We start from the raw sequence: 14,021 nt of genomic DNA, 5'->3' as shown, positions 1-14,021 counted from the left end.
GTTATTGCTTCGACCAAAAATCGAACATTTTTTTCGCTAAAACTTCGTGATTTACTTGATATTTGCCAGATTCAATTTGTTTTTTTATGTCCTGTACATAGGCTTTTCGCTTTGTGCTTGGCTGATTGTTTTCTTGTAGCTGCTTTGCACGATTGGAAATTTCCAATCGATCCTGTTGATCTATCTCCTTCTTTTGTTCAGCTTGGCTTTGTAATTGTTTTTTATATAGATTAAAATTTGAATGATTAGGACCATGTATTTTCATCGTAAAACACACACCTCGCTTCTCATTTAATGCAAAATCGTTCACTATCCTTATTACATGAAATCATTTATCTCAAAACTTTGATCGGCTATTCATTATTCTTATCGAGTGTATAATAAACTCGTATTTTCTTATTCGTAGTTTTTTCTTTTTTTGCCTTTTCATGTTGTTCTAATTCTTCTAGTAATGTTTCTGAGCAACGGCCGCATAACCTCCCAGAATTGATTGGCACTCCGCATTTTTTACATGGATATGCTAATTTAGAGAACTTGGACGTACTTAATCGTCCTTCTTTCATAAACTTAATAATCAACAACTCATCGACATCAGTAACCGCAGCAATTTCTGATATTGTTGCTTCTCTATTCTTTCGCTTTATTAAGAAGCGATAAACTGTCTCAAATGCTTTTTCTTCTTCTTCGTAACATTTTCGGCAAATGTCACGAATATTTTTCACATAAACTGAATCACAGCGAGAGCAATTTGCTATTTCAGTCATTTTTTGCCATCCTCCATTTGCACATTATAGCATAACGTAACGAGCAGGTTTGATCAGCTACGTATTAATGTATAAGCATATACTGCAGGGCAGCCATTTTCTAATAATAGTTCTGCAGCATGGCGTAATGTTCTGCCTGTTGTATATATATCATCGACAAGAATAACGGGTTTGTTAACTTTTTTTGTTAGGAAAAATGGATTTTTTGTAGCCAAACGCTCTTTACGTGTTTTCTTGGACTGTTTCTCACTATATACTCTGGTTATGAATTCCTCCCTTTTGGGAATTAAATAATCCGCTAACACTTTTGCTTGATTAAACCCACGTTCTAAGATCCTCTCACTGCTTAAAGGTATCGAGATAACACATACTTTTTTAGATAAAAAAGCAAACGTGTTCTTAAATGTTTCGATAAAGATTTGTTCAAAAGCACAGGACAAATGGTAATCACCGCGATATTTCCACCTTGTGACCATATCCTGCATCCGTTCATTGTAATTAAATATAGAGTAATTAAACTTTAATGGGTCTTGCTTGAATCTTTGTTCCCATTGCATACAATCAGAGCATATGTATTGTTTCTCTTTCAGTTGGCAACTGCATTTTTTGCATCGATTTCCATCGATGACCTTTAAGGCATTTTCACATTGGTTACAAAGTGTTTTTGTTCTTCCCATAGACCATAAATTCTCCCAGTTCATTTCTGGAATGCAAAGCCCATCACACCATACACAGTACATATTACCGGAACCCTCCCCGCTTATTCATGGAAACAATGGCCTCAATTGCATGCTCCATTGCTTCTGTTTTTCCGTCATGGAAAAAAATAACTTCTCCTGTTGGATCACTTGGGCTTCTTCCCGCCCTGCCAGCAATTTGAACAAGTGCTGATTCATCAAAGACAGTATGTCCTGCATCAATTACTGCAACATCTACAGATGGGAACGTAACCCCTCGTTCAAGAATTGTTGTTGTTATCAAAATCTGTATGTTTTGACTGCGAAATAATTGTATTTTCTCTTCCCGATCTTGGTCAGCAGCGTGAACTGTTTCTAATAAACCTTCTCTTCTTATCATTTTTTCTTTCACCAAAAGCTCACCTAATTTCTGATCCATCTTTTGAGCTAACAAAATTGTTGGAACAAATAAAAGGATTTGTCTTTCAGGATTACTTCTTGTTTTTAGCCAATGGATAAAAGCAGGTGGAGGCAGGGATCGTTTTACGTTCTTCTTTAATTGAAAACACATTTTAAGACGTGGTACAGGCAAAGGAGTCCGATGAAACCGTATTGGTACAAAAATATGCGGGAGTTTTTTGCTATACATACGTACTCTCTGCTTTTTTCGAGGAGTAGCAGTTAAATAAATAGACGTGCTTGCGGATTTTTTTGCCCGATGAACGGCAAAAGCTAAAGATGGATCAGAGTGAAAGGGAAATGCATCAATTTCATCAATGATAATCAAATCAAATGCTGATTGATAGCGCAGTAATTGATGTGTGGTAGCAATAATAAACTGGGCGGTTCCCTCCATATCAGGACTTCCACTATATAGTCCTTGAATAGGAACATGAATAAAAGCTTGTTTCATACGTGGTATTAATTCCCTTACAACATCTGTTCTCGGAGTAGCAATGCAAATTCGTTTTCCCAATGCTAATAGGTGACTTATTGCGGGAAAGAGCATTTCTGTTTTTCCGGCACCGGTTACAGCCCAAACTAGTAGCTCACGTTCATCATTTTTAACGGCTTGAACAATTCTATTTGCTGCACGCTTTTGTTCCGGGGTTAAAGTACCTGTCCATGAACAAGGGCTTTTATATTTCTTCCATTTTGGTTCATGCCCAGTCCAATAATAAAGGGGTTCACATTCCATCACCCGTCCCATATCAATACATTTTCGACAGTATAAATGATTCTTTTTGCAGGAATTACAAGGGATGTTAGCAAATAATCTTCGCTTGCGATTGCCGCAGCGCTCACAGATGTAGTGAAATTTTTTTCGTTTAATTGATAGGGTTGGGGTGAAATAAGATTGGTTTACTAAACGTTGAAAGAGTTTTTCGTCTAGGGGAATTTCTCTGCGCAGGAGTAACTTTCCTGAGAAGCGGGCTGCCAGTTCAGCAATTAAATTTCCTTGAGATTGTACTAAGAGGTTTCTATTCATAGATATCTCGCTTTCCTTATTAATTTTTTAGAGGATACAATTATGAATGAAGTAACTTGCATCCAGTGGTTAAGAGCCTTACTGAATGCAAGTTTTTTTATTTTTTATACCAGGTTGCCCCGATAGCACCTTCACCTAGATGTGTTCCAATAACTGGGCCAAAATAGCTAATTACTGCCTCAGAATCGGGGTACTTCTTTAAAAAATCATTTTTTAATTCTTCAGCTGCACCTTCGCAATTTCCATGGATAAATGCGATTTTGATCGGACCTTTCGCATCAGCATCCGCTTCATACATTTCTTTAATACGCTTGATTGCCTTTTTACGCGTTCGTATTTTTTCAAATGGAACGATTACTTTATCAACGAAGTGCAGAATAGGTTTGACTTGCAACAGACTTCCTATAATAGCTTGTGCACCGTTTAAGCGTCCGCCACGTTGGAGATTATTCAAATCATCAACCATAAAATAGGCCCGTATCGTCGATTTCATTTCATCCAGCCGTTCGATGATTTCTTTCGGTTTTTCATTTGCCTTTACCATGTCAGCTGCTTCTAGCACATAAAAGCCTTGTGCCATACAACTAATTTCGGAATCATAGGTATAAACTTCGATTCCTTCCACCATTTCTCCAGCACTACTAACAGCCTGATAAGTCCCGCTAATGCCACTTGAAAGATGTATTGAAATAACTGCATCGTATTCCTTTGCAAGTTCTTCTAATTTATCCGTAATATAACCGATTGATGGCTGGGAAGTTTTTGGTAAAGCGTCCGCCCTCTTTATTTTTTGATAAAACGCTTCTGTCGTGATATCAATTTCTTCCTGGTAAGAATGATCATCAAAGACGACACTTAAGGGAACCATATGGATATTATGTTTTTTTCGTAAATCTGCAGATATATACGCCGTACTATCTGTCATAACAGCAACCTTCATTATTTTACTGCTCCTCTACTAATATACTAATCGATTATTTTATCTATTCGTATTTTACATGATTAGCATAAAAAATGCATTAGTAAATTTAAGAACAATGACATGCCTTATGACTGTTTTTTCTATAATAATGCTGCTAGCCTTGCGTTATTATTATACTTCTACCCATCCTTTTTTAATTGCGGTAACAACGGCTTGCGTTCGATCATTTACTTCCATTTTTTGCAATATATTGCTGACATGATTTTTAACCGTTTTTTCACTGATATCCAAAGTTTCACCAACAACACGGTTGCTTTTACCATTAGCTAATAGTTGTAATACCTGGCATTCACGCTTCGTTAATAAATGGAGTGGTTTGCGGATTTCAATGTCGCTACTTCCCAATGATGAGATATTTTCCTGGGCAAGTTTTCGATATTCCTGGACTAAGTTATGCGTAATTTTCGGATGCAAGTAGGATCCACCTTCACTTACCACTTTGATTGCCTCTATCAATGAGTCTGAATCCATTTCTTTTAATAAATACCCTTGTGCTCCTGTTTGCAATGCATGTGAAACATAACTCTCATCGTCATGAATGGACAGGATAATGACATTGGTATCCGGAAATTTATCCACTAATTTAGAAGTAGCTTGTACTCCGTTCATATCAGGCATATTAATATCCATTAAAACAACATCAGGCTGGTATTCCTCTACTAATTTTTCGGCCTCTGTTCCATCACCGCCTTCTGCAACCACTTTAAAAGATGGTTCGAATTCTAATATTTTTTTTACTCCTTCACGGAATAATTTATGATCATCTATTAATACAATGTCAATTACTTCAGTCATTTTCATTGTTAGATTTCCTCCTACATGGATTATATGCTGAGCTATTTATTTTTCATCTTATTTCATTTCTGCTCTTTATCTTCTAAGAGTTTGAAAATGGGGCGTTGTATGGCACTGTAATAAAAACTTTTGTGCCTTCCTCACTACTTGTAATCGATAATCTGCCTTCAAGCATTTCAACACGCTCTCTCATCCCTATGAGACCAAATGATTTATCTTTTATCGAATCCGGATCAAAACCGATGCCATTATCACTTACTATCACAGTTAAATTGTTTTTGCCTATTTCTAGTTTTACTTTGATGCGAGTTGCTTTTGCATGTTTCACCGCATTTTGTAAAGACTCTTGAATGAGCCTGAATAACGCTACTTCATATTCTTGCGGCAAGCGTTTTTCTTCACCATACGGAATGAATTCAATTTTTATCGATTCATGATAACTTGCAACTGTAGCTACATATTTTTTTATGGTAGGAAGTAAGCCTAAATCATCTAATGCCATAGGACGTAAATCATAAATAATTCTTCTTACTTCATACAGGGATGAACGAATCATCCTGCGGACACTTTTAATTTCGGTTAACGTTTTATCCATTGTTCCTTGTTTAAAGGAACGTTCAACAATCTCAGATCGAAGAAGAATATTGGCAAGCATCTGCGCCGGTCCATCATGGATCTCTCTTGATATCCTTTTACGCTCGTCTTCCTGTGCCTCTATAATTTTTAAGCCGAATTCTTGCTTTTCTTTTGCTTCTGCAATGATTTCATTCACTTGTTTAAAATCGTCATGTAAATAGGTTAAAATAACGGATATTTTACTTGCTAAACTTTCGGCACGTTCAATCGTTTGATTCAACATCACTAATCTTCGTTCCAGCTCATCTCTTCTTTTTCTCAAGACTTTTTCATCTTGCCTGAGAACAGCTAGTTTTGTTTGCATATCATTCGTGTTTACGTAAACTTCCTGAATCTCTGCTTCCGAGTAACGGTCAAAATGTTTACTGACCACAGATAATCTTTTCTTAAACGATTTAACTTGCTGTTCTAGTTTATCTCCATTATCAATATGGTGACTTACTTTTTCTTTCGTATCTTGCAATTCAAGAAGCAAGTTTTCATGTTCTCTTCGCGCCTCTTCACCAATATTAAAAATTTCATCCTTGCTATTTTCCACCATACTAACCATTTCTTCCACTATATGATCCAACGTTTTCTCATCTATCTTTTTTCTCAAAAGCTTCCACCAACCTATGGTATAATAATACGAAATTACATCTACATTTCATGGGGTATATTGACTATTCTACAGAAAGTAAATCTAATTATTGTAATTATACATCTATTATATACTAAAATAATAGTCATAGGAGGTACATACTAAATGCTAACCCAATACTTTACAGTAAAAAAAAGGGGATCTGTGGAAATAAACATACAAAAATCCAGATTCATTGGTTATGTTAAACGTGTTGAAACAGAAGAAGATGCACAAAAATTTATACAAGAAATTAAAAAAAAGCATCATGATGCAACACATAATTGTTCTGCATATATGATTGGAGAACATGATCAAATTCAAAAAGCAAATGATGATGGTGAACCGAGTGGTACTGCTGGTATTCCTATGCTGGAAGTTTTGAAAAAGCAGGGTTTAAAAGATACTGCAGTGGTAGTAACGAGATATTTTGGAGGGATTAAGCTTGGTGCAGGAGGTTTAATTCGAGCTTATGGAAATACAACATCTCAAGCTATTCAAGCTACTGGTATTGTTAGGCGTCAACTGATGCAAGGATTTTCTATTACTGTTGATTATGCACTACTTGGAAAACTGGAAAATGTATTACGTCACTCAAAACATATTTTAAAGTCGATCAATTATCTTGAACGAGTCGAATTTATTGTTTATGTCAATATGGAGGAAAAAATAGATTTCAGTGACTGGATTATTGACCTTACAAATGATCAAGCAGCAATTGAAGAAATGGATTTAGCATATATAGAAATAGATGTTTCTTCAACAAAAGAAAAATAAATTGTCCCCCAAACACGTTGGGAGACAATTTATTTTCCTGTTTTCCCTTTTTCCTTGTAACAGGAAACAAATTCCATTTATTTCAGTTATGCTTTTGCAAGCGCTGCTTCATCTGCAATAACTGTTACTTTCTGATGGTTTTTTAATGCAGAAGCCGGGAAAGACTCAGAAATTTCACCATTGATCAACTTAGCAACTGCATCAGCTTTATGGCTTCCTGAAGCAAGCAACATTAATTCTTTACTTTCCATAATTGTTTGGATCCCCATCGTAATTGCTTTTGTTGGTACTTCATTCATAGAAGTAAAAAAGCGTGCATTTGCCTGGCGTGTTGATTCATCTAATTCAACTATATGGGTTCTGCTTGAAAATGAAGTATTCGGCTCATTAAAACCGATATGTCCATTCACGCCCAAACCAAGTATCTGAAAGTCAATCGGATGATCACGAATTAATTGCTCATACTCATCACATTCCTTTTCAAGGTCAGGAGCAACTCCATTTGGTATGTGTATCCAATCTGTTAAAATATCTATATGCTTAAACAATTTTTGAAACATGAAATGGTAATAACTGTTTGGATCATCTTTCTTTAGACCTACATATTCATCCAAGTTAAAGGACATTACATTTTGAAAAGATATTGCTTTTTCTTTATTTTTTTCAATTAATTGTTTATAAACTCCTTCGGGGGTGGAGCCCGTTGCAAATCCTAGTATAGGATTAATCAACGCATTTAACCTGTCAACCATTATTTCACAGGCCTTTTCACTCATATCCTCATAATTCTTTGCTTGAATGATATCTAACATCATTATTCCTCCTTGTATGCAATAACACCACGACAAATTGTATATTTAAGATTCAATTCATCGTCGACAAGCAAAACATCCGCATCCTTTCCCTCTGCTATACTTGCCTTCCTGTCGTATACGCCAAGTTGTTTCGCCGGGTTAACAGAAGTCATCTCAATAATATTAGAAATGGAAACATCCTTTAAATTGAGCATAATTTGTGCTCCTTGATTCATCTTTAAAATACTTCCAGCCAATGTCCCATTCGTTAATACGGCCCGATCCTCGGTTACTATTACAGGCTGCCCTCCAAGTTCATAATTACCAGCTTGGAGACATTTCGCTCGCATTGCATCTGTGATCAGAATTAAACGTTCACTCCCCATATTATTATATATTAATTGTAGCATTTCTGGCGAGACATGTATTCCGTCTGCGATCAATTCAGCACGTAATTGTTCTAATTGAAAAGCTGCACCAACTACACCGATGTCTCGATGGTGTATCCCTGTCATTGCATTACAAATGTGTGTTACTTGTCGAACGCCGTAGGATACGGATTTTTTCATACCGGAAAAATCTGCTTCTGTATGTCCAGCGGATACATTAATCCCCATCTCATATAAATATTTAATAAATTCACCATTATGATCATGTTCTGGGGCAAGGGTAATTGTTTTAATCATATGATTGGATAATTCTTGCCATTTTTTAAATTGATGAATATCTGGCTCTATAATATATTCAAGCGGTTGTGCTCCCGCTTTATTTTTCTCGATAAATGGCCCTTCTAGATGTATACCGATGATTTCCGCTTTTCCTGGCTTATTTGAGTAATTTGACACATTTTCCAGCGCTTTATCCAAATTTTCCGGCGCTTGTGTAATTGTAGTCGCCAGAAAGCTGGTTGTTCCTTCTTGTGGCAAAACGCCTGCCATCTTATCAAGTGCATCCTCTGTTGCATCCATCACATCCGCTCCGTCTGCACCATGAATATGCCCATCAATAAAACCGGGGATAACATTCCAATTCGTGCCATCAATAACTTCGGTATCCGATGGTACATGATCGGGAGCTTCCGAATTCCGGTAAACTTTTTGAATCTGTTTATCCTTTATTAATAAGCCACCTTCTTTAATGATATTTTTCTCGGTAAAAATAGTAGTGTTTTTAATATAAATAGTAGTCACCGTCTAAATACTCCTTTTATATTTCATGTGTGCACAAAGGCTAAGTTTTGAGTTAATGCCTTAAGCCAGGTATAAAAAGCTAGTGCACTTCCTTCCTAAAAAGAACACTAGCTTTTATCTTATTTTATTTCAATTATATTTTCACTTCCAGCATTAACTATTCCTGATTGTTTAACTGTTACCTTTTCCTCGCCGCTTAAATTTGTAAATACAATCGGTGAAATCGTTGAAGATGCATATTTTTTAATATAGTCCAGATCAGCCCTTAAAAGTAAGTCTCCGGGTTTTACTTTTTGTCCTTCTTTTACACGAATTTCGAAGCCTTTTCCTTGTAAATTCACCGTATCCAAGCCGACATGAACTAATATTTCCTGACCTTGTGTGGAGCGGATTCCTACTGCATGCTTCGAAGGGAATATATTGAGAATTACGCCTTCTACTGGTGAAACAAACTCACCTTCAACAGGCGAAACGGCAAACCCGTCTCCCATCATTTTTTCAGAAAACACCTGATCAGGTACATCCGTTATACTAAGAATCTTTCCTTTAACAGGCATGACAATATCCTTACTAGACAGATTATTCATAGATGATTCTTGATGTGCCTCAGGAATTTCTCTAGGTTGATTAGGGGCTTCCATATTATTTTGCTCCATACGCTTGCGCATTGCGGTAGCTAAAAACTCTACCGTTGTTCCTATAATTACTTGTAAATTCTTCCTGCCCATTTTCATCACGCCATTGGCACCAAGTTGTTTGATCTTTTTCTCATCTATTTCATCCATACGCTTCATTTCCAGGCGGAGTCGTGTAGCACAGTAATCAAGTGATTCGATATTCTCTGGTCCGCCTAGAGCGACTAAATAGTGGTACGCTTTATTATCATAGTCATTTGCCCCACTTTTCTCTAAACCTGCTTGTTCATTTGTTTCTTTATATTCCTCATCCTCATCTTCCCGACCCGGCGTTTTTAAATCGAGCTTTTTAATAAGAAAATAGAAAACGACAAAATAAATAAAAGCAAATACAAGTCCCTGTAGAGCTAATAACAACGGCTTCTGCGCAATCCCAAAATTTAGAATGTAGTCAATGGCACCTGCAGAAAATCCGAATCCATGCCTTATATCAAGCAGATACGCTGTCATCATAGATAATCCTGTTAATATAGCATGTACAACATATAATAGTGGAGATAAGAACATAAATGAAAATTCAATTGGTTCCGTAACCCCTGTTAAAAACGCTGTAAACGCAATACTTCCTAAAAATCCGCCTACCGCAGCTTTTCGGTGTTTTTTCGCTGTTAAATACATAGCCAAACAAGCTCCCGGCAAACCAAACATCATGATTGGGAAAAATCCTGCCAGGAAATATCCTGCATTAGGGTCCCCTTTTAAGAAACGATTAATTTCTCCATTCCAAACTTGCCCTGCAGCATCCGTAAAGGACCCAAAATCAAACCAAATCAAGAAATTAAATACATGATGCAGACCAATTGGTATTAATAGCCGATTAAAAAATCCATATGATCCTACACCTATTGTTCCTGCATTAATAAACCAGTTACCTAAGGCATTAATCCCGTCTTGAATCGGTCCCCAAATAACACCAATAATTCCTGAAGCAATAACCATTAAAGTAGAGGTAACAATAGGGACAAAACGTTTACCACCAAAAAAGGCTAAAAATTGAGGCAGTTGAATATCGTGGAATTTATTATATAAATGCCCAGCTGTAATACCTGCAATAATCCCTGCAAAAACACCAAGGTCTAAGTCGGGATCAATTGCCTCGTAACCGCCTTTCAAAACTAAAAAACCAACCGCGCCCGAAAGAGCAGCAGCCCCGCTTCCATCTCTTGAGAATCCAATTGCAATACCGATAGCAAATATAATTGCCAAGTTATTCAGTATTCCATTACCCGCCTCATGTACAAATGGAATGTCAAAAAGATCATCAGCTCCAAGTCTTACGAGCAAAGCTGCTACCGGCAACATCGCAATAGGAAGCATCAATGATTTACCTAATCGTTGTAAATAACTTAACACGTTCTCACCCCTTTATTTCAGATTAACAGATCAGGTTTATTTTTTATACAGCTTAACAAATTTATACCCCGCATTTAAAAAACTACATTTCATTTCGAAATGTAGTTTTTCTTTCCAATTGTTACTTTGAAACTGAATTCGTTTGAATGTTGTTGGACTTATTTACCATTTTATTGAATTGTCCCAACTCATGCACCAAAGACTGAATAAGCTCTTCTGAAGATTGAATCTTAAAACTTTCTGTTTCTTTAATTATTTTTTTTAATATTTTTTTATATTGTTCCTGTTCTCCCATCACATTCCCACCTTTAAATTGTTCAGCATACAATTGCGTATAATTTCAATTAAAATTATTTTATCACACCGAATAGAATTTTGGGATGTAATTTAGATTTTTTAATGAATTTGTCAAATTCCTTCGATTATATTGTTTACATTTACAGCACTCTTATTATAGCTATTTATAGATATGTTTTTTATTTAAAAACATACACAAAAGCACGCTGAACATATCTAAAATGACATCACCAATATACGATGTACAATTTCTTGAAATCCTTGGTGATACTCATTTACTTCAGCATATGCAATCAAAGAAAAAAAGGAAATGATCAAATTGATTGTGATGAGGAGCAGGTAAGAATTGAAATGATAAATAAAGGAAATGCTAAAAATTTAATCGAAATAATAGATAAACCCTTTCATTTTTATGAAACCTGTTTTATACAAAATGAGTAAAAATACTCATTTGACATAGACTAATAGTCCATTATCCGCTATAATTTTACCTAGAATTTTTATTTTTTAAATATTAAAAGGAGCATATACGTGAGTACAAGATCTGATAACATAAAAACAACTCGAAAAAGTAAATAACTTTGTTGGATCGGAGGCATTTCCCTTGCGTTGATTTTAGTATCTGGCAGTTATTATTTATATAACAAAGTCGGAGATCAGTTTTGAATGCAAGGGAATGGGGTTTGGTATTATATTGTATCTGAACAGGGACTTCACCGAATACAAACTGAAATTAAAAACAGCATGGAAGCTTAATAAATCATTCCGCAAGAAAAGTTATTCTAGATTTGTGTCATAGAATGACTTTTCCTCACAATATATCTAAATATATTTCCAAATTGTTATGATGAAATCCGTAAATACTTTTTGCTGGAATGGAGGGGGATAACGTGAAGAAAATATTAGGCTTGTTAAGTATATTTTTCTTAGTGTTTATTGTTAGTTGTTCCACAGATACAACTTCACCACATGAACGTTTTGATACATATGTAAAACATTGGGATGAGCAAAAATTTGATGAAATGTATAAAATGCTTGCTGCAAAGTCCAAGGAAACATATTCTAAAGAGCAATTTACTGATCGCTATATGAAAATTTATACAGACCTTGATATTTCTAACTTAGAAATTAAATATAAAAAATTAAGCGATAAACAGCTTAAAAAGGGTAAAAAAGAAGGTACTGCAAAACTCCCTTTTACTGTGAAAATGGATAGTGCAGCGGGACCTATCACGTTTGATTATGAAGCAACGCTTCTATATGAAGGTAAAGAGGATAATAAAAACTGGTTTATTAAATGGGATCAGGGGTTTATATTTCCGGAACTAAAAGATGGCGGGGAAGTTAAAATTGAAACAGAGGAACCTAGGCGAGGAGAAATTCTAGACCGTAATAAAATGCCATTAGCTATTAATGACACTATATGGGAAGTAGGTATCATCCCGGAAAACTTAGGTTCAAATGCTGAACAGACCAAGGAAAAAGTTGCTGACTTACTTAACATATCTGTTGATACAGTTGAAACGGCATTAAATGCTGATTGGGTAGAGCCAAACTTATTTGTACCACTTAAAAAAATCTCCAAAGATAATCCAAATACGGATCAACTATGGGAATTAGATGGCGTTGTCGGAAATGAAGTGCTCGGACGGGTTTATCCACTAAATAAAGCTACTTCCCATTTGGTTGGTTATATAGGACAAATCAATGCAGAGGAAATGGAAAAAGCGGAGCCAGGAATGTACCATCCGAACGATATGATAGGTAAGCGCGGTCTCGAGCAATTATACGAGGAGAAGCTCAAAGGAGAAAAAGGTGTTAAAATCTTTGTTGTCAAAAAAGGAGAAGAAGACGTTATCCTGGCCGAACGTGAGGTCAAGGATGGCGAGACAATTCAACTTACCATTGATGCAAATATCCAAGAAGAAGTCTATAAATCATATGATGATGGTGCCGGCACAGCTGCAGCTATTGACCCGAAAACAGGAGAAACTTTGGCACTAGTGAGTAGTCCTGGATTTGATCCAGAAAAATTTTTATACGGCATTACGCAAGACCAACTAGATTCACTAGAAAATGACAAGCAAAATCCATTGTTAAATCGATTCTCAGCAACCTACGCACCTGGCTCTGTTATGAAGCCAATTTCGGCGGCCATAGGATTAACCAATGGATCGATAAAACCCGGAGAAGGAATAAATATAAAAGGTTTAACATGGGGTAATGAAGGTTGGGGCGATTATAAAGTGCGTCGTGTCTCCGAGTCGGATGGACCGGTCGACTTAACAGATGCACTAGTACGATCAGATAATATCTATTTTGCCAAAAAAGCAGTCGAGATGGGAAATGGGGCATACACAAAAGGATTAAAACAATTTGGATTTGGAGAGGATCTCCCTTATAAATATCCGATCACCAAATCTTCCATATCATCCAATGGAAAGATTGAAAATGAAGTTTTACTTGCAAATACAAGTTATGGACAAGGGGAAGTTGAAATAAGCGCTTTACATATGGCTTTAACCTATACCCCTATACTGAATAAGGGTGATATGCTAAAACCCACTTTACTTTTATCGGAGAAAACAAGTAAAGTTTGGCAAGAAAAGCTTATCAACGAAAAACAAGCAAAAATACTACAGGATGCACTTCGAAAAGTAGTCACCGAGGGAACAGCAAAACAGGCTAAAATGGACGGACTTGCAATTTCTGGTAAAACAGGAACAGCAGAATTAAAAAAATCGAGTGATGAAAAAGGCCAAGAAAACGGATGGTTTGTGGGATATCCTACAAAGGATCAAGATATATTGATTGCTTTAATGAGAGAGCATGTCGAAAAAAAAGGTGGCAGCGGTGTTGCTGTTGAACAGGTAACAGATATAATAAAAAACATAAAAAAATAGAGAACGGCCCAGGATCACAAATGATCCAAGCCGTTCTTTTTTTCCTTACT

13 protein-coding genes are annotated in these 14,021 nt (G+C 36.1%); 2 read left to right on the top strand and 11 right to left on the bottom strand.

Annotated features, from left to right (window positions below):
- Nucleotide 1: 1 nt before the first annotated feature.
- From flgM to J2Z81_RS03635, 7 genes are all read right to left on the bottom strand, one after another.
- Nucleotides 2-265: a flagellar biosynthesis anti-sigma factor FlgM gene (gene flgM, locus J2Z81_RS03665; RefSeq protein WP_029266229.1), complete on the bottom strand. Its 264-nt coding sequence runs from the start codon at nucleotides 263-265 to the stop codon at nucleotides 2-4.
- An 88-nt stretch (nucleotides 266-353) separates the two neighbouring features.
- Nucleotides 354-764, bottom strand: a complete 411-nt coding sequence (locus tag J2Z81_RS03660) for a TIGR03826 family flagellar region protein (protein WP_226370744.1) — start codon at nucleotides 762-764, stop codon at nucleotides 354-356.
- Between the two features lie 53 nt (nucleotides 765-817).
- A complete protein-coding gene (locus J2Z81_RS03655) occupies nucleotides 818-1,504 on the bottom strand; it encodes a ComF family protein (RefSeq protein ID WP_226370743.1) in 687 nt (228 codons plus the stop codon).
- 1 nt (nucleotide 1,505) lies between these two features.
- Complete coding sequence (locus J2Z81_RS03650) at nucleotides 1,506-2,930, bottom strand: DEAD/DEAH box helicase (RefSeq protein WP_226370742.1); 1,425 nt, start codon at nucleotides 2,928-2,930, stop codon at nucleotides 1,506-1,508.
- A 97-nt stretch (nucleotides 2,931-3,027) separates the two neighbouring features.
- Nucleotides 3,028-3,870, bottom strand: a complete 843-nt coding sequence (locus J2Z81_RS03645; protein ID WP_029266242.1) for a DegV family protein — start codon at nucleotides 3,868-3,870, stop codon at nucleotides 3,028-3,030.
- A 153-nt stretch (nucleotides 3,871-4,023) separates the two neighbouring features.
- Nucleotides 4,024-4,713, bottom strand: a complete 690-nt coding sequence (locus tag J2Z81_RS03640; RefSeq protein WP_319023818.1) for a response regulator transcription factor — start codon at nucleotides 4,711-4,713, stop codon at nucleotides 4,024-4,026.
- Nucleotides 4,714-4,789: 76 nt separating this feature from the next.
- Nucleotides 4,790-5,941 (bottom strand): sensor histidine kinase, encoded by a 1,152-nt coding sequence (locus J2Z81_RS03635; RefSeq protein WP_226370741.1) that lies wholly within the window; start codon nucleotides 5,939-5,941, stop codon nucleotides 4,790-4,792.
- Between the two features lie 147 nt (nucleotides 5,942-6,088).
- On the opposite strand from J2Z81_RS03635, the gene J2Z81_RS03630 reads away from it, so the two are divergent.
- Entirely contained in the window at nucleotides 6,089-6,739 is a 651-nt protein-coding gene (locus tag J2Z81_RS03630; RefSeq protein WP_226370740.1) for a YigZ family protein, read from the top strand.
- A gap of 86 nt (nucleotides 6,740-6,825) precedes the next feature.
- Here the strand turns inward: J2Z81_RS03630 and nagB are convergent, their stop codons facing one another.
- The 4 genes from nagB to J2Z81_RS03610 all read right to left on the bottom strand — a co-directional run bounded on the left by nagB (nucleotide 6,826) and on the right by J2Z81_RS03610 (nucleotide 11,066).
- The gene (nagB, locus tag J2Z81_RS03625; RefSeq protein ID WP_226370739.1) at nucleotides 6,826-7,551 is read right to left on the bottom strand and encodes a glucosamine-6-phosphate deaminase; all 726 of its coding nucleotides are present in this window, start codon (nucleotides 7,549-7,551) and stop codon (nucleotides 6,826-6,828) included.
- Nucleotides 7,552-7,553: 2 nt separating this feature from the next.
- Entirely contained in the window at nucleotides 7,554-8,723 is a 1,170-nt protein-coding gene (gene nagA / locus J2Z81_RS03620; protein ID WP_390337356.1) for an N-acetylglucosamine-6-phosphate deacetylase, read from the bottom strand.
- A gap of 119 nt (nucleotides 8,724-8,842) precedes the next feature.
- Complete coding sequence (nagE, locus tag J2Z81_RS03615; RefSeq protein ID WP_226370738.1) at nucleotides 8,843-10,771, bottom strand: N-acetylglucosamine-specific PTS transporter subunit IIBC; 1,929 nt, start codon at nucleotides 10,769-10,771, stop codon at nucleotides 8,843-8,845.
- A gap of 121 nt (nucleotides 10,772-10,892) precedes the next feature.
- Complete coding sequence (locus J2Z81_RS03610; protein ID WP_226370737.1) at nucleotides 10,893-11,066, bottom strand: hypothetical protein; 174 nt, start codon at nucleotides 11,064-11,066, stop codon at nucleotides 10,893-10,895.
- 892 nt (nucleotides 11,067-11,958) lie between these two features.
- On the opposite strand from J2Z81_RS03610, the gene J2Z81_RS03605 reads away from it, so the two are divergent.
- Nucleotides 11,959-13,971: a penicillin-binding transpeptidase domain-containing protein gene (locus tag J2Z81_RS03605; protein WP_029266256.1), complete on the top strand. Its 2,013-nt coding sequence runs from the start codon at nucleotides 11,959-11,961 to the stop codon at nucleotides 13,969-13,971.
- The last annotated feature ends 50 nt before the right edge of the window (nucleotides 13,972-14,021 follow it).

It is taken from the genome of Virgibacillus alimentarius, from assembly GCF_017874635.1.
Taxonomy (GTDB): domain Bacteria; phylum Bacillota; class Bacilli; order Bacillales; family Amphibacillaceae; genus Virgibacillus_B; species Virgibacillus_B alimentarius.
The sequence above is the reverse complement of the archived record's forward strand: the minus strand, read 5'-3'. Positions and strand labels throughout refer to the sequence as shown.

Coding starts and splice junctions, on each gene's coding strand:
- flgM (WP_029266229.1), bottom strand. CDS start 265: ATGAAAATACATGGTCCTAATCATTCAAATTTTAATCTATATAAAAAA.
- J2Z81_RS03660 (WP_226370744.1), bottom strand. CDS start 764: ATGACTGAAATAGCAAATTGCTCTCGCTGTGATTCAGTTTATGTGAAA.
- J2Z81_RS03655 (WP_226370743.1), bottom strand. CDS start 1,504: ATGTACTGTGTATGGTGTGATGGGCTTTGCATTCCAGAAATGAACTGG.
- J2Z81_RS03650 (WP_226370742.1), bottom strand. CDS start 2,930: ATGAATAGAAACCTCTTAGTACAATCTCAAGGAAATTTAATTGCTGAA.
- J2Z81_RS03645 (WP_029266242.1), bottom strand. CDS start 3,870: ATGAAGGTTGCTGTTATGACAGATAGTACGGCGTATATATCTGCAGAT.
- J2Z81_RS03640 (WP_319023818.1), bottom strand. CDS start 4,713: ATGAAAATGACTGAAGTAATTGACATTGTATTAATAGATGATCATAAA.
- J2Z81_RS03630 (WP_226370740.1), top strand. CDS start 6,089: ATGCTAACCCAATACTTTACAGTAAAAAAAAGGGGATCTGTGGAAATA.
- nagB (WP_226370739.1), bottom strand. CDS start 7,551: ATGTTAGATATCATTCAAGCAAAGAATTATGAGGATATGAGTGAAAAG.
- J2Z81_RS03610 (WP_226370737.1), bottom strand. CDS start 11,066: ATGGGAGAACAGGAACAATATAAAAAAATATTAAAAAAAATAATTAAA.